General features: G+C 71.7%; 16 protein-coding genes and 2 pseudogenes. 4 read left to right on the forward strand and 14 right to left on the reverse strand.

Going from position 1 to position 18,744, the window contains the following annotated elements; translation table 11 throughout:
• Window positions 1-115: 115 nt before the first annotated feature.
• From RMN57_RS03835 to RMN57_RS03845, 3 genes are all read right to left on the reverse strand, one after another.
• Complete coding sequence (locus tag RMN57_RS03835; protein ID WP_313761930.1) at window positions 116-1,426, reverse strand: SgcJ/EcaC family oxidoreductase; 1,311 nt, start codon at window positions 1,424-1,426, stop codon at window positions 116-118.
• A 486-nt stretch (window positions 1,427-1,912) separates the two neighbouring features.
• On the reverse strand, window positions 1,913-2,851 hold the full coding sequence (locus tag RMN57_RS03840; protein WP_313761931.1) for a hypothetical protein: 939 nt from the start codon (window positions 2,849-2,851) through the stop codon (window positions 1,913-1,915).
• Window positions 2,852-3,320: 469 nt separating this feature from the next.
• Entirely contained in the window at window positions 3,321-3,797 is a 477-nt protein-coding gene (locus RMN57_RS03845) for a MarR family transcriptional regulator (protein ID WP_313761932.1), read from the reverse strand.
• Between the two features lie 70 nt (window positions 3,798-3,867).
• Here RMN57_RS03845 and RMN57_RS03850 point away from each other — a divergent pair, with 70 nt between their 5' ends.
• Entirely contained in the window at window positions 3,868-4,791 is a 924-nt protein-coding gene (locus tag RMN57_RS03850) for an alpha/beta hydrolase (RefSeq protein WP_313761933.1), read from the forward strand.
• A 170-nt stretch (window positions 4,792-4,961) separates the two neighbouring features.
• Here RMN57_RS03850 and RMN57_RS03855 read toward each other — a convergent pair whose 3' ends face one another.
• Both RMN57_RS03855 and RMN57_RS03860 read right to left on the reverse strand, forming a co-directional pair.
• On the reverse strand, window positions 4,962-5,798 hold the full coding sequence (locus RMN57_RS03855) for a hypothetical protein (RefSeq protein WP_313761934.1): 837 nt from the start codon (window positions 5,796-5,798) through the stop codon (window positions 4,962-4,964).
• Window positions 5,791-6,303 (reverse strand): SigE family RNA polymerase sigma factor, encoded by a 513-nt coding sequence (locus RMN57_RS03860; protein ID WP_313761935.1) that lies wholly within the window; start codon window positions 6,301-6,303, stop codon window positions 5,791-5,793. Before RMN57_RS03860 ends, RMN57_RS03855 begins: the two co-directional genes overlap by 8 nt.
• Window positions 6,304-6,555: 252 nt before the next feature.
• Here RMN57_RS03860 and RMN57_RS03865 point away from each other — a divergent pair, with 252 nt between their 5' ends.
• Complete coding sequence (locus tag RMN57_RS03865; protein WP_313761936.1) at window positions 6,556-7,338, forward strand: hypothetical protein; 783 nt, start codon at window positions 6,556-6,558, stop codon at window positions 7,336-7,338.
• An 8-nt stretch (window positions 7,339-7,346) separates the two neighbouring features.
• Here the strand turns inward: RMN57_RS03865 and RMN57_RS03870 are convergent.
• From RMN57_RS03870 to RMN57_RS03900, 7 genes and pseudogenes are all read right to left on the reverse strand, one after another.
• Window positions 7,347-7,544 (reverse strand): annotated as a pseudogene (locus RMN57_RS03870) (hypothetical protein); the annotation flags it as partial.
• 185 nt (window positions 7,545-7,729) lie between these two features.
• Window positions 7,730-8,644: a hypothetical protein gene (locus RMN57_RS03875; protein ID WP_313761937.1), complete on the reverse strand. Its 915-nt coding sequence runs from the start codon at window positions 8,642-8,644 to the stop codon at window positions 7,730-7,732.
• 2 nt (window positions 8,645-8,646) lie between these two features.
• Complete coding sequence (locus RMN57_RS03880; RefSeq protein ID WP_313761938.1) at window positions 8,647-9,795, reverse strand: protein kinase domain-containing protein; 1,149 nt, start codon at window positions 9,793-9,795, stop codon at window positions 8,647-8,649.
• A gap of 15 nt (window positions 9,796-9,810) precedes the next feature.
• The gene (locus RMN57_RS03885) at window positions 9,811-10,752 is read right to left on the reverse strand and encodes a serine protease (RefSeq protein WP_313761939.1); all 942 of its coding nucleotides are present in this window, start codon (window positions 10,750-10,752) and stop codon (window positions 9,811-9,813) included.
• Between the two features lie 9 nt (window positions 10,753-10,761).
• Complete coding sequence (locus tag RMN57_RS03890) at window positions 10,762-11,214, reverse strand: hypothetical protein (RefSeq protein ID WP_313761940.1); 453 nt, start codon at window positions 11,212-11,214, stop codon at window positions 10,762-10,764.
• Window positions 11,215-11,824: 610 nt separating this feature from the next.
• Window positions 11,825-12,106: pseudogene (locus RMN57_RS03895) on the reverse strand (transposase); the annotation flags it as partial.
• Between the two features lie 359 nt (window positions 12,107-12,465).
• A complete protein-coding gene (locus RMN57_RS03900; RefSeq protein ID WP_313761941.1) occupies window positions 12,466-13,509 on the reverse strand; it encodes a zinc-dependent alcohol dehydrogenase family protein in 1,044 nt (347 codons plus the stop codon).
• A gap of 109 nt (window positions 13,510-13,618) precedes the next feature.
• Here RMN57_RS03900 and RMN57_RS03905 point away from each other — a divergent pair, with 109 nt between their 5' ends.
• Entirely contained in the window at window positions 13,619-14,551 is a 933-nt protein-coding gene (locus tag RMN57_RS03905; RefSeq protein ID WP_313761942.1) for a LysR family transcriptional regulator, read from the forward strand.
• Window positions 14,552-14,665: 114 nt separating this feature from the next.
• Here RMN57_RS03905 and RMN57_RS03910 read toward each other — a convergent pair whose 3' ends face one another.
• Window positions 14,666-15,886 (reverse strand): GNAT family N-acetyltransferase, encoded by a 1,221-nt coding sequence (locus tag RMN57_RS03910; protein WP_313761943.1) that lies wholly within the window; start codon window positions 15,884-15,886, stop codon window positions 14,666-14,668.
• Between the two features lie 575 nt (window positions 15,887-16,461).
• On the opposite strand from RMN57_RS03910, the gene RMN57_RS03915 reads away from it, so the two are divergent.
• The gene (locus RMN57_RS03915) at window positions 16,462-17,739 is read left to right on the forward strand and encodes an Ig-like domain repeat protein (RefSeq protein WP_313761944.1); all 1,278 of its coding nucleotides are present in this window, start codon (window positions 16,462-16,464) and stop codon (window positions 17,737-17,739) included.
• A gap of 100 nt (window positions 17,740-17,839) precedes the next feature.
• Here RMN57_RS03915 and RMN57_RS03920 read toward each other — a convergent pair whose 3' ends face one another.
• Window positions 17,840-18,325 (reverse strand): hypothetical protein, encoded by a 486-nt coding sequence (locus tag RMN57_RS03920; RefSeq protein WP_313761945.1) that lies wholly within the window; start codon window positions 18,323-18,325, stop codon window positions 17,840-17,842.
• Window positions 18,326-18,744 lie beyond the last annotated feature (419 nt).

Consider the following 18,744-nt stretch of genomic DNA (forward strand, 5'->3'; position numbering starts at 1 on the left):
CCGGTCGGCCGGCCGGGGCCCGGCCGGCCGCCGCGCCGCGGCCCGTCAACACTCCCCTCCTCGTTGTTACGGTTCGGTGTCTGCGCCGGGGGCGGTGCGGGTGGTCGGCGGGGCGTCAGTCGACCACGACGGTGTTCTGGGCGGCGCCGACGCGCCAGGCACCGTCCTCCTTGACCAGGATGTAGAACGGACGGCCCTCGGGCCGGTCGGCGATCCGGGTACCGTCGTGGCGGACCGGCTGCTGACGGACGTTCACCGCGGCGACGTCGGGCCGCAGGAACAGCACCCGCTCGACGTCGTAGACGGCGGTGGACTCCGCCGCCGCACCGGGCAGCACCTTGCGGGTGAAGGCCGCGATCTCCTCGAAGCCCGACAGCCGCCTGCCGTGACCGGTGGTCCACACCGGGTCCTCCCGGCGGAAGACGCCCAGGAACCGGTCGACCAGCTCGTTCTGCTGGGCGTGCTCGACCTCCGCGACCACCCCGCGGATCGCCGCCACCTCGGCATCGGTCTCCGCACCGACCGGTGCACCGAACACCTCGACCGGCCGGTACGAGCCCGCCACCAACTCGGCCACCGCACCCGGGCGCACCGGCCGCCACCCGAGAACGGACCGGGCCGCGGCACCACTGACGCTCTGGTCCAGGGCGAGCGCGTCCGCGAACAGCGGACCGAACACCTCCGCCGCCCGCTCCACCGGCACCACCTGCGGGGCGGCCAGCACGCCGGCCGCCCGCCCGGCGGCCCGCGCGAGATCCCGGACCGCAACGGCCGACTCGCCGACGCCGTGCCAGACGGTGCCGGCCCCGGCCCGCTCGACGGCGGCCACGAACAGCTCGGCCAGGTCGTCCACGTGAACGGTCGGCCAGCGCACGCCCTCCTGCCCGTAGTACTCCGGCACCCGCTGCACGCGGGCCCGGTCGACCAGGATCGCCGGGATGCCGCCCCCGCGGCCGTACACGATGCCGGGCCGCACCACGACCGCCCGCACACCCTCCGCCGCCTCGGCCAGCACCCGCTGCTCGATCCGCGGACGGTAGCCGACGATGTCGATCGGATCGGTCGCAGCCCCCTCCCCGACCTCCTGCGCCTCACCGGTCGCACCCAGCACCCACACCCCGCTGGTGTAGACGAAGGGACGGCCGGTACCGCGCAGCGGCGCGGCCAGCGCCTCGACGACCGCGGTGTCCACGTCGACGTCACCGCTCGGCGGCGCCAGGTGGACCACGGCCTCGATGTCCGGGGTGACCACACCGGCCAGCGAGGCCGGATCGGCGGTGTCCCCGACCAGCTGGGCGTGCCAGCCCCGGCCGGGCCGCGGCTCGGCGCCACGGGTCAGGGCGACGACCTGGTGACCGGCGGCGACCAGGTGGTCGGTGACCGCGGAGCCGATGTAGCCGGTGGCACCGGTGAGCAGAACCTTCATGACGCTCCCGTCTGGAGGAACGAAACGTTGCGTCTCGTTCGAGGGCAGGGTGACTTGCTTCGAACCCGCGCAGTGCACGCGGGGTTTCGTCTCGGCGACTGATCGCCTGTCCGGCGAAGCCGTGGGCTGCTTCCTTCAGGGACGCGGCGGCGGAACGCCGCGCCCGACGGGGCGGGGCATCACGGGACAGGCGTCCGGGCGGGGCGACGACCGGGGAACCGAGATCCCCGACGAGCGGCCTGCCCGGGCGCCTCAAGCCTCCCGCGAGCGCCGTGTCGGGATCAACGCAGGCTTTGTGCATTGATCGATAACTCGATGGTTATCGGAGTGTGGGGCGGTGACGGAACACCATAGCCCGGACACCGCGGGACGCCGGCCCTTCGCAACGGCTATCGGCCGACGCCGTCCGCGAACTCGCCACCTTCGAGGAGCAGTTGGCCGGACATGCCATGACGCATGGCGCATGACGCATGACGCATGCAGCACTCAGCCGGAGACCCGACCCGCCTCGGCACCCGAGGGCCGCTCAGGAGCCAGCACTGCCACATTCGGCCCGAAGCAGACCACCAACCGATCGCCCGGCGCGGCGGCCAGCGCGCGTACGGGATGGGGGAAACGGAGCACTTGACCGATCTGCTGGCGCGTCGCCAGGTCCCAGCGGCGCACCGTGCCGTCGTCGCAGCCGGAGGCCAGGGTGGGACGGCCGCTGAGCGTGGTGACGGCCAGTGTCCACACCCCGGCCGTGTGGCCGCGCAGTTCCACCCCGTCGTCCTGCCGCCGCCCACCGGGCGAGGGCTCCCAGAGTCGTACCGTGCCCTGCCAGTCGGCGGTGGCCACCACCGGCCTGCCGTCCAGGTCGGCGAGGGCGACGGCATCGACCGAGGACGTCCGGGCGGCGTCGAAGACGGCGACCGGCGTCCCGGCGGTGAGGTCCCACAGGCGGACGTCCTCGTCCCAACTCTGGTCCGCGTTCATGCCGCTGCTCGACACGGCGAGCAGGCGACCGCCGACGGCAGCCGCTGCCACGGCGTGCAGCGCGAAGCCGTGACCCCCGACGGGCCGGCCGAACTGCCGGGCGGGCTGCCGGACGTCGCCGAGGTCCCAGCCGCCCACCGTCCCGTCCTCGTGGCAGGTGACGGCCACGGGCCGGCCGTCGAGGACGGTCGTGGTCACGGCCATCGCGTCATCTGCGGGCAAGGTCTGCAGGCAGCGGCCGGAGGCCAGGTCCCAGGCGAACTCCGGCCGGTAGTCGCCGACTGCAAGGACCACCGGGGCGTCGCCCAGCGCGCTGAGCGCGACGCTGCCCCAGCGGCCGACGGGCAGTTCGCCGAGGAGACGGCCGCCGTCCACCTCCCACACCCGGGCGACTCCGTCCCGCCCCGCGGTGACGGCGACCGTGCGACCTCCCACAACTGCCGTGGCCACGCTGCTGATCGGTTCACCGTGGCTGGGAGCGAGGCCGGTGCTCCATTCCGCAGCCCACGGCTCGGCCGGCTCCACCGCCGGTATCGGCACGGGGGCCGGCGCCTGGTCGGAGGGCGGCGCGGCGCGGCGGCGTCGACGACGGAAGAACATGGGGCCAGTATCGGACACACAGGTGCCGGGCCCGGACAACGGCTTCATGGCCGGTGCCGGCATCCGGCCCTCCGCGCCCCGCACCGCACCGCGCCCTGACCGGCCGAACTCAGTAAGACCACGCTACCCCGTCAATATCGTCCGCCCGAAGCTCAAGCGGCCGGTCGACCGCGGGATCCTGGCCGATACCGAGCAGGGGGCGTTCGCCCGGCCCCGGCCGTGGCCGCCCCGCGAGCCGGCGACCAGGCCGCCTGTCCCGGCCGAAACGGCACGGACGTCAACTCACTTACCGCCCTCTTCGTCGGGTTGCGAAATCGCGTCACCCCGTGGGCGTGCCGATCTGGTCGCGCTCCAGGACGGAACGCAGCTCCGAGAGGGCCTGCGCGGCGGCTGCGACGGGGGACGACTTGAGTGCATCTGCGATCAGCTCGGCCAACCGCTCGCTGAAGGTCCCTTCTGCCGCGTCGACCAACTGCAGGCCGTCGTCGGTGAGTTCCAGCAGTGAGGACCGGCGATCCGACGGGTTCGGCATGCGGGCGACCCATCCCTGCCGCTCCAGGCGGTCGACGCCTTTGCTCGTGGCCCCGATGCCGACGGCGAACTCGGCTGCCAGATCCGCCACCCGGGCCCCGGGGTGGTCGCGGATGTGGCGCAGGAACTCGAACTGTGACGTGACGATCCCGTGCCGCTCGCGAAAACGGTCGTTGAGGGCGTTGTACAGACGCGTCTCGCATCGGACGAGGTCGGCGAAGAAGCCCGGGAGGTCGACCGTCTCAACGCTCACTTTAGATGCCATGGCATATAGCCTACGTTAGATGCCGCGGCATATAGTGCTGAAGAAGCTACCTACGACGGGACCACGCATCATGAGCAAGGAACAGCGCACGCAGATCAGCGCGATGCTGCGGCAGCCCCGACCCGACGGCCCCCAGTCGGTCGAGGCGCTCCGGGCCGGATTCAAGGCGATGATGGCCCAGATGGTCGTCCCGGACGGCCTCCGCATCACCAGGACGACGCTCGGCGACCGACCGGCGCTGTACGTCGAGCCGGGCACCGGGACGCGCACCGGGACGATCCTGTACTTCCACGGCGGCGGCTGGGTGTTCGGCTCCCCCGAGACCGCGCTGTCGCTCACGGGGAACCTCGTGGCCAGGACCGGGCTCACGGCGTACTCGCTGGACTACCGGCTCGCCCCCGAGCACCCGTTCCCGGCCGCAATCGAGGACGCGCTGAGCGCCTACCGCGCCCTCCTCGACAGCGGCGAGGACCCTTCGACCATCGCGTTCGCCGGGGACTCCGCCGGCGGCGGCCTCACCGTCACCACCTGCCTCGCCGCCCGCGACGCCGGTCTCCCGATGCCCGCCGCGATCGTGGCCTTCTCCCCCGGCCTCGACGCCACCCGGACGGGCGAGAGCATGGACACCAAGGCAGGCGTCGACCCGTTCTTCACCCGCGAGAGCCTGGGACACACCGGGGCCATGTACCTGGCGGGAGCCGACCCGCACCAGCCCATGCTCAGCCCCGCCGTCCTCGCCGACCCGACAGGCTTCCCGCCGGTGCTCCTCCAGGCGGGCACCGACGAAGTGCTCCTGGACGACTCCACCCGGATGGCCGCCCGCGCCCGCGCAGCCGGAGTGGACGTGATCCTCGACATCACCGCCGACGTACCCCACGTGTTCCAGTCCTTCGCCGGCGTGCTCGACGAGGCCGACCAGGCACTGGACCGCGCAGCCCTCTTCCTCACCCAGCACGTCCACCTTCCCGACACCGCGGCCAAGTCAGCCCGGTAGAGCTCGGGCTCCGAGACCCCGATCGACCTCGCCCCGCTGCGCACCCTCCCCGCGCCGCGCTCCCTCGACCCGTCCCGTTGCCCAACCCCGGACTCGATGTTGCTGGCCGACCTTCCGGGCCTGCGCCACCTCGCCCTCCCCGGCAGCATCGAGGACTCCTCCCACTGAAGTTACTGGCGGGTGTTCTTGGCCGTGGGCTGTGTCTTCTGGTTGTAGATCTCCTTGCCGTCTGCGTTGTAGGCATGGACGTAGGGAGCCGGGGGGAAGGAGTTCCCGTCGGGGCTGGTGGAGACGGCCGCCGTGTAGACGAACGCGCCGCCTGCCATGACGGTCGGGTACTGCGTCGGGTCGTCGCCGTAGCTGATGGTGACCTTGGCGACCTCGGGTGTGTAGTGCCCGGCGCCCAGTGAGAGGCGCTGCCCCGCACCGGCCGGCGCGCTGAGGCTGTCGAAGAACTCGACCAGGTGACCGGCGCCCCACAGGCGACCGTTGATGAACGTCGCAGGGACGGACCTGCTCTTGCCCTTGTTGCCCTTCGATTCGCATTGCACGTACTGGTTGGCGGAGTTGACGGCGATGACCACGCCGTCGATGTCCGCCGAGGCGACGGGAGTGCGGACCGCGATCACCGCGTGGTACTGCGACGCGTCGGAGCCCAGGCAGGAGGCCAGGATCCCGGGGACGGCCCCAGCGTCGATCGGCGCTGTGCTCGTGCTGGTGACGGTGAAAGCGGCCGGGGGACGCGGGGAAGCCGGAACGGAAGCAGGCACGGAGGAGACGTCTGTGGTGGCCGCTCCCTTCCGTGGTCCCGGTGAGTGCAGCACGGACGGGAGAGCCAGGCACAAGGCTGCCGCGGTGCAGGCCGCGGTCGCAGCGAGGGCGTGTCGGCGGCGCCGGCGCCGGTCGGCGCGTCGGCGGATCTCCGCAGCGGGCAGGCTCGGCGCGGGCATCTGCGTGCCGAGCAGCCGCAGCCGGTCGGCGAGGGTGTCGTGGACGGGGTCAGACACGGAGCTTTCCTTCCTCGCTGGTCGAGGTCCGGTCGGCGAGTCTGGCCGCGAGCGCGACCCGGCCGCGGGCGAGGCGACTCTTGACGGCGCTGACGCTGGCGCCGGTCTCGGCCGCGACCTGCTCGACGGAGAGGTCGCACATGTGGTGCAGGACCAGAGCGCTCCGCTGCACCTCGGGCAGGTCGCGTAGCGCGGTGACCAGCATCAGGTGCTCCTCGGTGGGCGGCTTGACGGTGGGCGGTTCTTGGCGGTGGTGGCGTGCGGCCAAGTGCAGGCCCCGGGCCACACGTCGCCAGCGGGAGAGGGCCAGCCGCCGGGCCGTGGTCCGGATCCACGCCTCCGGGGCGCTGTCCGGGTCGAAGGTGCGCCTTCGGTCCCACGCGCGGATGAAGGCCTCCTGGACCACGTCCTGTGCTTCGGACCAGTTGCCGGTCATCGCGTAGAGCTGCCCGGTCAGGCGGGAGAAGGACGCCGCGTAGAACGCGTCGAACTCCTGTGGCGTCATCAAGGGCCTCTCCTCCGGGGCTGTCCGTCAGCTCGCGGCACAGGCGGCTCGCGAGGAAGCACTCCTCGGCTGCGGCGTGGAGCCGTGCGTCCTGGGCGGAGCCTCCCGCCCTGTACGCACGAGCACCGCCCCAGGGTCGCACCCGCGGCCTATGACCTGGATCACGTGCACGGGGCGCGACCTGCCGGGCGTCAGGAGGCGTACAGGGGCGCAGGCGTCAACCGGACGCCCGGCAGGAAAGGACACGGATTCATGCGTATCCGCCCGATCATGCTCATCGCCGCCACCGCCGCAGCCATCGCGACCGCGGGGGGAATGGCCACCGCCGCAACCGGCACCTCCACGCCCACCCCCACGGCCCACGGCGAGCCCTCCGCTACGCCCACCGCCTCGGCGTCCGGCGCCGGCTCGGCCGGAGCCTCGGTTGTCCCCGGCAGCGGCCCGTCCGTTACCCGTTCGACTGCCACCCCGGCCGCTTTCACCGTCACCAGCACGAGCACAACCCCGATCGACGCCGGGGCCGTCCCCGGGATCCTGGCCTCCTGCCTGGGCTCCGACGCGTCGCAGTACCACGCGGTGATCGCGGTCCGCACTCCCGTCGCCTCGGCGGACACCGACGGCGTGGTCATCGCCGTCAACTCCGCCAACCAGTACGTGCAATGCGAATCGAAGGGCAACAAGGGCAACAGCAGGTCCGTCCCTGCGACGTTCATCAACGATCGCCTGTGGGGCACCGGTCACCTGATCGAGTTCTTCGACAGCCTCAGCGCGCCGGCCGGTGCGGGGCAACGCCTCTCACTGGGCGCCGGGCACTACACACCCGAGGTCGCCAAGGTCACCATCAGCTACGGCGACGACCCGACTCAGTACCCGACCGTCATGGCAGGCGGCGCGTTCGTCTACACGGCGGCCGTCTCCACCAGCCCCGACGGAAACTCCTTCCCCCCGGCCCCCTACGTCCATGCCTACAACGCAGACGGCAAGGAGATCTACAACCAGAAGACACAGCCCACGGCCAAGAACACCCGCCGGTAGGCATCACCTCAGGCACTTGGTGGTGGAGCGGCCATCCCCGCGGTCGCGCGGCGGATGAGCATGCGCAGTGTGACAATCGTGGCGGACAGGCAGAGATGGAATTCCACGACGCGACTGAGATTCTCAGCGCAGCGCCGCAACTTGCCGAAGCTGTTCATCATCCACGAGCGGCTCCGCTCCACCACCCACCTCTTGCCGGCCCGGCTGGTGCCAGGAACGGCTGCGAGGCCAGCCCCACCCCGCGCCGGTCGTGGTCGAGCAGCATCAGCCGCTCCCGCTCCCGCGGCGGTGTCCAGGACGCCGAGCGCGCCGAGGACGTCGCCGATCGTTTCGCGGAGTATCCGACTGGGCCGCCAACCCCGAAGGATGCTCTCCCCGGTTGGCCATTGGTTCAGTGGGACCTTTCCAGCGGAGATGTCGCTGCCGGGCGATGCTCTGTCTTGCGTACCACGGTGATCAGGTAGTCGGTGTCCCGCGCTGTCCCCGCCAGGACGTGCATGCGGCTGGAACGGCTCCAAGCACTGGGGGCCAACACACCTTCGTGTTCCAGGTCGCGCAGCAGGGAGCGGGCGAGTCCCTCACGGGCCGAGTCGTCGCCCAGGGTCCCGAGGCCGGCGCTGCGGATGTGGACGAGGGGCGCATCCTCAGGAATGAGCGGGAGGAACTTGGTCACGACGACGAGGGCTTCGTCTGTCGTGGGGCGGATGATGCCGGCCCGGGCGACGACCACGCCTTCGATACTGTCGGGGTCTATCGGTGTCACGTTGTAGCGTCCTGTGGGCAGCACAGGTGTCTTCAGGGGCTGGTGGCGCCCGCAGCGCGGGTTCTCGCACAGGACGACGACCGGGTCCGCCACGTCGACGGGGTCTGTGTACGAGGGCGGTTGCTTCCGCCTCAGACAGTCCCGGCACAGCGTGTACCGGCAGGCCTGGCATTGCAGGCCAATGGGGTTCGCCACGGTAATCTCCCCGCCGCCGTCCATCGCCAGGATCGCGTGAGTCGAGAACCAGCCGCTGCGACAGGCCGAGCACTCCGTCGTGATGGGAGCGAGCAGTGCGTTCAGCCGTTGCATGTCGGTGAGAGGCTCACCGGACGCAAGCCGTGCCGTGCGGCTCTGGTATGCGACCAGGAGCGCCACGAACAGCGCGTCAGTGTTCTCCGGATCGCGGCGGAGGTAGCGCAGGACCTCGTCCAGGGCGCTACGGTTTCGTCCCTTGGTCAGTAGTCCTGCCACCGTGTTCCGCAGGTGGGTGAGGCGCGGGCCCTGTTCCCAGTCCGACAGTTCGAATCGTCGCATGATGTTCACCGTCAATCTGATAGTTCGGCTGCTTCGGTATGCCGCCCGGCGCTGGCAAGTGCCTGCGCGGCTGTCTCTCGTACGGTGACGAAGAGAGCCTCGGGAAGGGGCGCGGCCAGCAATCGGTTGAGCTCGTTGATGGCCTCGTCGTGTCGGCCGAGCCGAATCAGCGCCCGGGCCAGCGACAGTGCTCGGCACTGCCTGTCAATCTTGGGCAAGGGAATCCCCGGGGATTCGACCGGTTGGCTCCGAACGGCCCTTGCGAGCATGCGACCGAGCATCGGGAATGACTGCGGACGCTCGGACATGTACTGCTGCAGGCAACTCGACACAAGTATGCTGATGTCCTCGGGCGGGGTTACGGGTACCTGGACACGCTTGTGCCGGCCCCAGTAGTAGAGCTCGGCCTGCCGATCCTCCGGACCTGGTGATGCGTAGTAGTTCAGTAGTTGTGCATACTGCGTCGCGGGGTCGGGGTCGAGGACGAAAGGGTAGGGGAGCTTGCCCGTGAAGGCTTCGTAGAGGAGCACCCCGAAGGAGAAGATGTCGGCACGGGTGTCGCAGGGTTCCCGCCGCAGCACCTCGGGCGCGGCGTACGCCCAGGTGCCTCCCCGGGCCGAGGCGAAGCGCCCGCCTTCAATGCGTATGTGCTGGGCGAGGCCGAAGTCAGCGACTTTGGCCTCGCCGGTGCCGTCGATGAGTACGTTCGACGGTTTGAGGTCGAGGTGGGCAACCTCGGCCACGTTGGACAGGTGGGTCATGCCGGCGCACACCTGCTGCAGCACTGCGGCGAGTCCGGGTCCGTGCTGTAACTGGATCAGGTCGGTCAGGGTCGAGGGCGCGTAGTCGAGGAGAATGCCCGGCCGACCCCGTACATCGATCACGTCGAGTGTGGTGACGATGTGCCGATGTGGTTCGAGGTCGAGCAGCATCGCGAGTTCGGCGTCACCCGCGAGGGTGCCGGACAGAGGGGTCTTGATCGCGCGGCGGCCTCCGTGCTCAAGGTCGTCGACAATGAGCACCCAGGCCTGCCCGCCGCGACGGACCTCCGCCACCGACCAGCGACCGGTCAGTACCTCGCCGATGACAGCGGGAGCGCCGGCAAGCGGTGGCGGTGGCTCGTACGGTCCCTCGGCCGTCAGGTCAGTATCGCTGTCCAACTGGTGGTTCCCCTGTCACTCGGGTTGTTCCGGGGTCACTCTCGCGTTCGGGTCGAACAGGTCGGGCACGGAGAACTCCACCAGCATTGTTCCGCTTGAGACGGTCAGCCTGTCTTTGTCCCCGACCGGACATGAGTCCCCCTTGGCCAGTCTCAGTTGGCGTGTGGCGCCGGACAGGAAGGCAGGGTGGGAGCCCAGGTGCTGGTAGGTCAAGGTCGTACCGATCAGAGTGAGATGGCCGTGGAAACGGCTGTCGCGTTGGTCTGGCAGGTACACCCGGTTGTGCATGTTACGACCCATCGAAACAGTGAAGTCGTCGGTTTCCAGGATGAGTTCCGTCCTGCTGCCGTGCAGCCACGACAGCCGAAGGGTGCCATCGGTGAACCGGCGGACCGGTGCGGCCAGGCGTAGGCGATCCGGGGCGAGAGTGACGAGGCGCTCGATCGGGGAGAGCAGCACGGTGTCGCGGTTCCAGAGCCCCGCGTTGAGGCGCGCCGACACGATGCCGATGACACTGCCGGTCCCGGTGAGCAGCACCGGTGCGCCGCTCATGCCGGGTTGGGCGTGGCGGCAGCTCACTTTCACCCAGGACCGGCCGTCCTGTGCTGTGACGCCGACGTAATGGCCGACACCGGAGTCGTAGTCGCGGGAAACAGCGAATCCGCGGAGATGGACCGGGGCGCCCGGCACGGCGCTCGTGTGCGAGGCGAGCGTCATCGGGTTCCAGTCGTCGGCCTCGCCTACGTGGATCAGCGCTACGTCGCTCGCGCTGTCCGAGGGCAGCGAGCAGTCGACGGGGTGGGAGACTCCGGGCGCGGTAATCGGCTCGAAGGTCCATCGCGCGGCCGGGTGCGGCGCAAGGACATGAGCGGCGGTCGCGGCGAGCCCGTCGGTTGTGAGGACGACCGCGGTCCCGACCGGCTCGCCGTCACGTACGAGTCTTCCGATGGTGTCCACTGAGATGCCTCAGTCCGGGAACAGTCGGTTGGCCAGTTCGAGCAGGGGATCCTTGCCGGATCGGCCGTCGGCCGAGAGCTGTTCCGCGCCTGGCCCGCCTCCGGGGGCACGGGTGGCCTGGACCGCAGCCGCCAGCCTGTGCCCGTTGAGGGCCGCTGTCGCGTTGGCGTCCGCCCGGGACTCGGCTGCTTCGGTCCGAGCCGTCAGGTCTGCCACCCGTTGCCGCTGCACTGTGGTGCCGAACAAGGCGCCGATGGCCGCGAACGCGACGGCTTCCACGGACCCGAGAACGACAAGCAAGCGTGACCAGGTGACGTCACTCGCGTCGGCGCTGAAGGCCAGCCAGGCAAGGAGCCCGAGCCACAGTGCGATAACCGTGACCGCGATGACGAGCGCCGTTCCGGCGAGCGGGGGGCCCGCCGCCGCTCCAGCTGTCACCTCCTCGTCTGTCTCGGCACCCATACCCTCGGTCCCTGCCATAGACCCCCCTCGAAATCTCCGTCGGTGGCGAGCAGTCTGCCCTAAATCAGCTTTCCCGGAACGGGTTTGTCGGAGAGTCAGGCCACTCCGACCCTCCAGCTCCGGCCGACCGTGGTCTTGGCTGTGTCGCCTCGCGGGTCCCCACCCTTGGCGAGCAGCACTGGGTTCGGTTCGGTGACCATCACAGGATCATTCGGGAAGGTACGCCTTCCACGTCGCGCCCGGGGCTGATCCACAAGTCTTGAGCACTGCTCCAGGCACTGCGAGAACCAACTCTGCTGCCCCTCCGAAGCCGGCTGGGCGCCCCGACTCTCCGCCATCACAACAGGCGACGCGTCCCGCCCGCGGCCTTGCGCTGGCGGCGCATCCGCGCGGCCGCCCGGGCGGATACCGCTGACCGTCGCTGAGGTCCGCCACCTGATCGCTCACCTCGCACGACCTGTCCGCCGCAGCACCGGTCACGTCCTGCATTGAACCCGAGCGACGGCGCCACAACCCCGTAGCTGTAACCCGTCACGGCCACTGCAACGGCGGGATTGCGCGTTGGGCGGGGATGTCAGTGGCTGCTGCCGCTCCGATCTTGAAGGGCGCCCGCCGCCTTCGGCAGTGGCAGGACGGCCAGTGTGCGGCGCAACCGCGTCGGTTCGATCCAGCCCCGGTCCGGCGCGGCGTACAGCGCACCGTGTCCGCGCCGGTGCTCGACCGCGAGCGACGGCTCGACCAGCGTCTTCACTGGCCCATCCACGCAGAGCACCGCGTCAGCGAGCTCGAAGAGCGTGTCCGCGCGGACATACAGGCACTCGTAGAACTCAACCCGAAAGCGGGACAACGAGCCCAGGGCCTCGCCTGCGGGCACGTCAACGGGGAGACTCATACGCAGCGGCCGTTCTCTCGCACTTCGTTACTCGACATCTCGAAGCGTGAAGAACGGCCATGTCACGCGTCCCCGGAACCCTGAATCTCAGCAGGTCGAGTGACCAGCGACGTTGAACCCCAAGCTCAGCCGCGGCATGTTGGCACTGCGACGAACACCAGCGCGAGCTGCTGGGCGAGAAGAAGTCGAGGACGGCCTCGCGCACGCGCCCGCAGGCATGCCCTGCCCGGCCGTGACCAGGCAGTGTGTGTGCATCCCCAGGGCGACGTCCTGCTCGTCGGGCTCGGCCTCGCCTGCCATGAACATCAGGACGAAGCCGGTGGTGCTCCGGGGTCTCCGCCGCCGCCGGGCGGACGGGCTCAGAAGGCGATCCGCACCTTCAGCGCGGTGCGGTCGTCCATCGCGCGGTAACCCGCCGGCACCCCGTCGAGGTCCACGGTGCGGTCGAAGACCAGCCCGGGCTCGATCGCGCCGGAGAGCACGTCCGGCAGCAGCTCGGGGATGTAGGCGCGGGCGGGGGCGACGCCGCCCCGCAGCGAGACGTTCCGGTCGAACATCCGGCCGATGTCGATGCCGGCGCTGCCGCCGTGCGGCACGCCGACGTAGCCGACCGCGCCGCCGTCGCGCGTGATCGCGATGGCCGTCCGCATGGACTGCTCGGTGCCGACCGCCTCCAGCACCGCGTGGGCGCCTTGGCCGCCGGTCAGCTCCCGGACCGCCTCCACGGCGTCGTCGCCGCGTTCGGCGACGACGTCGGTGGCGCCGAAGGCACGGGCGATCGCGGTGCGCGCCTCGTGCCGGCCGAGCGCGATGATCCGCTCCGCACCGAGCCGCCGGGCGGCGAGGACGCCGCACAGGCCGACCGCACCGTCGCCGACCACCGCGACGGTGGCGCCCGGGCGCACTCCGGCCGTCACGGCCGCGTGGTGGCCGGTGCTCATCACGTCGGAGAGCGCGAGCAGGGAGGGCAGCAGCTTCTCCTCGCCGGCGGTCTCCCCGGGCAGCCGCACCAGGGTGCCGTCGGCGAACGGCACCCGCACGGCCTCGCCCTGCCCGCCGTCGGAGCCGATCTCGCCCCAGAACCCGCCCTGCGGGCAGGACGTGTGCAGCCCTTCGCGGCAGAAGTCACAGGTGCCGTCCGACCACACGAACGGGGCCACCACGAAGTCGCCGGGGCGGACGTCCCGCACCTCGGAGCCGACCGCCTCGACGATCCCGAGGAACTCGTGGCCGATGCGCTGCCCCGCCGTACGCGAGGCCACCCCGCGGTAGGCCCACAGGTCGCTGCCGCAGATGCAGGCGTTCACCACGCGGACGACCGCGTCGGTGGCGTGGCGCACGACCGGGTCGGGCACCTCCTCGACCCGGATGTCGTTGGGGCCGTGGATCACGGTGGCACGCACGGAAGGACTCCTCTGTCGTGGACGTGGCGGGGCGACGGCAGCAAGGGTCGCCCCACAGGCGCCCCCGCGTCCAGCTACATCTCCTACAGTCAGTCGTTAAGATGGACTGATGCTCGACGTCCGACGACTCGTCCTTCTCCGCGACCTGGAGGCGCACGGCACGGTGACCGCCGTCGCCGACCTCCACGGGGTCACCCCGTCGGCCGTCTCGCAACAGCTGCGGCTCCTGGAGGAGGAGACGCGTGTCGGCCTCCTGGAGCGGACCGGCCGTTCCGTCCACCTCACCGCGGCGGGCCGGCGACTGGCCAAGGACACCGAACAGGTGCTCGCCGCCCTGGAGAACGCGCGCGCCCGGCTGCACGCCGAGTCCGGCGCTCCCGCGGGCCCCCTCCGCCTCGCCTGCTTCCCCAGCGCACTCGTCCCCCTGGCGGCGCCCCTCGGCCACGCGCTGGAGGCCGCCCACCCGGACGTGCGGCTCCACGTCACCGAGGCGGAACCCGAGGCCGCCGTCCGACTGCTCACCCAACGGCGCGCCGACCTCGCCCTCGTCTACCGGTACGACAACCTGGCCACGCCCCCGTACCGGGACGTCGAGACCCGGACGCTGCGGGACGACCCCCTGGTCGCCGTGCTGCCCTCCGACCATCCGGCCGCCCGGTCGGGTCGGCCCTCGATCGAGCTGCGGGAGCTCGCGGACACCCTGTGGACCACCGCCCCGGCGCAGACCGCCTGCGGGGACGCCGTCCTCCAGGCCTGCCGCTCGGCAGGGTTCACCCCCCGGGTGCGGAACGTCTGCACCGACTTCTCCGCCATGATCGCCCTCGCCGCGAGCGCGGGCCACGCGGCCCTGATCCCGCGCATGGCCACCACGCACCTCCCGCCCGCGCTGACCGCGCGACCGGTGACGGACGCCACCCTCGCCCGCACGATCGGGATCGCCGTCCGCCACGACACGGCGCACGAACCGGCGATCGCGGCCTGCGTCGACGCCCTGCGCGGGATCGCGGGAGCAGCCTCGTCCGACGTCGACGTCGACGGCTGATCGGGGGCAGCGGCGGACCCTCGCGTCACCGCCGGGGCCGGTGGTGACGCGAGGGTCCGCCCCGCCCACCCCGGAGCCGGCCGGGCGGGCCGTTCAGCGCCACGGGTTCGGGGGTCAGAACCAGTGCAGACAGTGCGGGGCGGGGTCGGAGCGGAAGAGCGCGTCGGCGAGGGCGGCCGCGTCCGTGTGGTGGGCCCGGACGTGGCCGGCCCGCACGAGGGTGCTCGGGGCGGTGCCGCCGAGGTAGATCGAGCCGAGGTCGCTCACGTCCAGCGACAGGTCGGGCGCGAGGTCCGTCGGGACGCAGTCGGCCTTGCGGTCCCGAACGGTCAGCAGGTAGCGGCCGCGCTCGCCGAGGAACGGGTCGTCGACGTCGAGGACGAGCTCGCCGTCGGTGAACCAGCCGCGCGCGGTGAGCGCGCGCGGGACGTCCAGCAGCCGCACCCAGAGCCAGTCGGTGTCGTCGCTCACCTGGCCGGCGCGGAAGTCCGTGAGCTGCCAGCGCAGCGGGTGGCCGGGCGGGACATGCTTGAAGACGACCTGGGTGACCAGGTCGTGGCCGAGCACGCATCGCACCAGCGCGGTGAAGACGGCGTCGTCGGTGGCGATGGTCTCGTCGACCGTCAAGGTGCCGGGCTCGCCGATCGCGTAGCTGGCGTACCCGTCGGGGATGCCGTCACCGTCGCGGTGGACGGCGACGTAGCGCGGCGCCGGAGAGATCGGCGGCTGCCCCGCGCCCGACGCCCACCAGCGGTGCGGCCGGGACAGCGCGCCGGGCTGGGCGCGGCGGTAGCGGTCGTAGACGTCCTCAAGAATCTCGCCGCACTCGGCCCGCCTCAGTATCTCGACCGAGCCGCCCGCGGCGTCGTCGGCCGCCCCGCGCGCCCGGGGGACGGCGAGGGCGGCCCGGTGGCGGGGCACCGTCAGCTTCTGCGTGTAGGTCGCCGGGCCGTACCCGAACCTGCGGTAGATCAGGGCCTCTGAGGCCAGCAGAACGGAGAGGAACTCCCCCCGGCCCCGCAGCTCGGCGAGCTGACGCCGCATCATCGCGGTGAGCACGCCCTGGCGCCGGTGCGAGGGCACGACACCGACGGCGGTCACCCCGGAGGTCGGGACGAGGACCTCGCCGGGCAGGGTGAGCTCGAAGGAGTACGCACCGGCGGTGCCGACGGGCCGCCCGTCCGCCGCCACGGCGAGCAGGTTCCGGTCCATCTCGAACGCGGACCACCAGACCGTACCGCTCGCGGTGGGGGCCTCCGGGAAGATCCCGAAGGCGGTAAGGAGCGTGTCGACGAAGACGTCGCGATCCTGGTCGGTGGTGGGACGGATCTCCATTGTTGGTGCTGCCTCCCCTGGTTGCCGGCACCACGCCCTGTGGCGGCGCCGCGTGCCACAGTGCAGCGTCGTCGCGGCTCTGGGTCAAACGGATTTCGGGCGGGGCCCCGCCAGGGGGCGCGGCCCTGTCCACCTCTCCGGGCGCGCCGGACCGCCGGACAGGGATGCGGCGAGGCGGCCGCCCGCCGCGACAGATCGACGGCCTTGATGCTCCGGCTTTCAGCCCGGAGCGTGCGGCCGGTGTGACGGATCGTTGGCACGACGCGTGGTCCGGCATCCCAAAGCATGACATTTCGCCACTTATCGTACACATGCAATAGGGATGAGCGACCGACCGGCCTGCCGTAGCCCCGCCACGCCGGCCCACGGCCGCCGGCAGTCCCACCCCCGAGCCAGGACGTCAGGAGATACCGGTGATCAGAGACCACGCCCCACTCGGAGACCACGCCCCGGAACAATCGGCCGACCGCGGGAGGGCCGGACGCAGCCGGGCCCGCGCAGGCGTCCTCGCCCGTGAGCGGTGGTGGCAGGCAGGGGCAGTGGCGGGCCTGTGCGCAGCCCTGTCCGGCACGGGTGTGGCACCCGCGAGCGCCGCACCGGCGGGAACCACGCCGGCCACCGCCCCGGCACGGGCCCAGGGTGCCGATCCGACGTACACCTTCGCCTACACCGGCGCCGCACAGTCCCTCGCCGTCCCGGCGAACGCGGTGGTCACGATCACCGCAGACGGCGCAGGCGGCGCCGACAACACCGGCACCGCCTGTACTGTCACGGGACCGGGCGGGACGGGGGCACGAGTGGTGACCACCCTCCCGCTGACCACCGTCGCGACGACGCTCACCATCAACGTCGGCGGCACCGGCGGCAAGGGCTGCAACGGTACCGGTACGGGGGGCGCCGGCGGGTTCAACGGGGGCGCCCCCGGCGGCGGTTTCCCGGCCACCGGTTTCAAGGACGAAGGCCCGGGCGGGGGCGGAGCTTCCAGCGTCAGCGCGGGCGGCTCCCTGCTGGCGGTCGCCGGGGGCGGCGGTGGCGCCGGCGGGACCGGAGGGAGCTCGGCCGGGGGCGGCGGTGGCAACGGCGGGACGCCGGACGCCACCGGCGGTACCGCGGGGACCGCCACCGGCCCCGGGTCTTCACCGGGGCAGGGCGGCGGCGGTGGCAGCACCGGCACCAGCACCGGTGGCGCCGGCGGCACCGCCGGCAACGCTCCGCCCTGTTCGGCCACGCCGGGCGGGCCGGGCGGCGGGTTCACCGGCACCACGGTCGGCACCGGTGGTACCGGCGGCAGCATCGGCGGCGGTTGCGCCCTCGCCGTCACCGGTGCCGGTGGTGGCGGTGGCGGCGGCTACTTCGCCGGCGGGGGCGGCGGCAGCGCCTCCGTCAACAACCTCGGCACGACGGGCAGCGGCGGCGGGGGCGGCGGGGGCAGCAGCTTCGCCACCCCGTCCGGTAGCGGCACCAGCTACAGCACCTCCACCGTCGGTACGGCGAACCACAACGGCCAGGTGATCATCACCTACGTCGTGGGCAAGCCGGTCACCACCTTCCTGAGCGCAATGCCCCAGCGCACCCGCACCGGCGCGCCGGTCGTGCTCAGCGACCTGGTCTGTCCCGGTGGCGGTTCGACCACTCGGCCCACCGGCACCGTGACGTTCACCGACACCACCACCGGCACGACCCTGGGTACCTCACGCCTGGTCCTCGGCCTCGGCAACTGCGCCGCCGCCGGCCTGGTCACCGCCTTCCGCACCATCGGCGCCCACACCGTCACCGCCGTCTACAGCGGCGACTCGACGTACCAGGACAACAGCGGCAGCCCCGAAAGCATCACCGTGACCGTGACCCCCTGACCGGACCACCGCCACAACAACCGACACGCACCCCCCTCACGGGCCCCGGCCACCCCGCCGGGGCCCCGCCCGTCGGAGCCTGTCCTCGGAGCCGGGCATGCTACCGGCGGGTCTCCGCCTGCGCGCGGAACTGGCGGGCATTGTCCGCAGCCTTGGCGATGTTCAGCCCGGTCATGCCGTCGCTCTCGGAGACGGTCACGTAGGTGTTCCCGTCCAGCCACGCACAACTGGTCGCGGTGAACAGGTTGTTGCCGGCCGCGTCCGTCGATTCGGTCTTCGTGAAGGTCACCTTGCACTTCATGACGCCGCCCAGCGGCCCCGGATCCGCGTCCTTGACCTCGCCATGGCTCACCTGTATGCCCGGCGCGTTCGCCGAGCCGTCGTTCATTTCGTCAAGTGCCTCGGCGCGGTCCTTCTCGGAGAACGGGACGTCGCTCTCGACCGCGACGACGACCGCGTGGTGTTCCCCGAACTGGCCGCTCTTGTACACGGTCACGACGGCGTGCGCGTTCGGATCGTCCTGGGTCATGGCCGCGACCTGCTGGCGCAGCGTTGCGGCTTCGGGGGCGTTGTCGTCGCGCTTCATCCCGAGGAAGGTGTCGGGCAGGCGAAGGCGACCCATCGCCTGGTTCCCCGCACCCGGCGCCTGCTTGCCCGGACCCGCCCCGGTAGCCGTCCCTGCGCCGTCGGCCGGAGGTGCGGCCGCACCTCCGGCCGGAGCCGCCGCAGCACCCGACGTGGCCGTGCCGGGCTGCGCGGTCTCCCCCGGCCTCGTGACGGCGAACGCCGCGCCGGCCAGGACGATCGCCGCGACGGTCCCCAGCGCGATCCACAGCCCGGCGCGGGAGGACTTGGCCGGTGCCGGCTGGTTCCACCCGGCCGGCGGCGGCCCGTACCCGGGCGGAGGCGGACCGTAGGCGGGCGGGAGCGAGGGTGGCGGCGGGACGTTCCCGTCCGGCGACTGTGCGGGTATGCCAGATGGCTGCTCGTGCATCTGCCAACTCC

Source organism: Kitasatospora sp. CM 4170, from assembly GCF_032110285.1.
Classification (GTDB): domain Bacteria; phylum Actinomycetota; class Actinomycetes; order Streptomycetales; family Streptomycetaceae; genus Kitasatospora; species Kitasatospora aburaviensis.

Coding starts and splice junctions, on each gene's coding strand:
- RMN57_RS03835 (WP_313761930.1), bottom strand. CDS start 1,426: ATGAAGGTTCTGCTCACCGGTGCCACCGGCTACATCGGCTCCGCGGTC.
- RMN57_RS03890 (WP_313761940.1), bottom strand. CDS start 11,214: ATGGGTGCCGAGACAGACGAGGAGGTGACAGCTGGAGCGGCGGCGGGC.
- RMN57_RS03845 (WP_313761932.1), bottom strand. CDS start 3,797: ATGGCATCTAAAGTGAGCGTTGAGACGGTCGACCTCCCGGGCTTCTTC.
- RMN57_RS03910 (WP_313761943.1), bottom strand. CDS start 15,886: ATGGAGATCCGTCCCACCACCGACCAGGATCGCGACGTCTTCGTCGAC.
- RMN57_RS03920 (WP_313761945.1), bottom strand. CDS start 18,325: ATGAAGCGCGACGACAACGCCCCCGAAGCCGCAACGCTGCGCCAGCAG.
- RMN57_RS03865 (WP_313761936.1), top strand. CDS start 6,556: ATGCGTATCCGCCCGATCATGCTCATCGCCGCCACCGCCGCAGCCATC.
- RMN57_RS03905 (WP_313761942.1), top strand. CDS start 13,619: ATGCTCGACGTCCGACGACTCGTCCTTCTCCGCGACCTGGAGGCGCAC.
- RMN57_RS03850 (WP_313761933.1), top strand. CDS start 3,868: ATGAGCAAGGAACAGCGCACGCAGATCAGCGCGATGCTGCGGCAGCCC.
- RMN57_RS03860 (WP_313761935.1), bottom strand. CDS start 6,303: ATGACGCCACAGGAGTTCGACGCGTTCTACGCGGCGTCCTTCTCCCGC.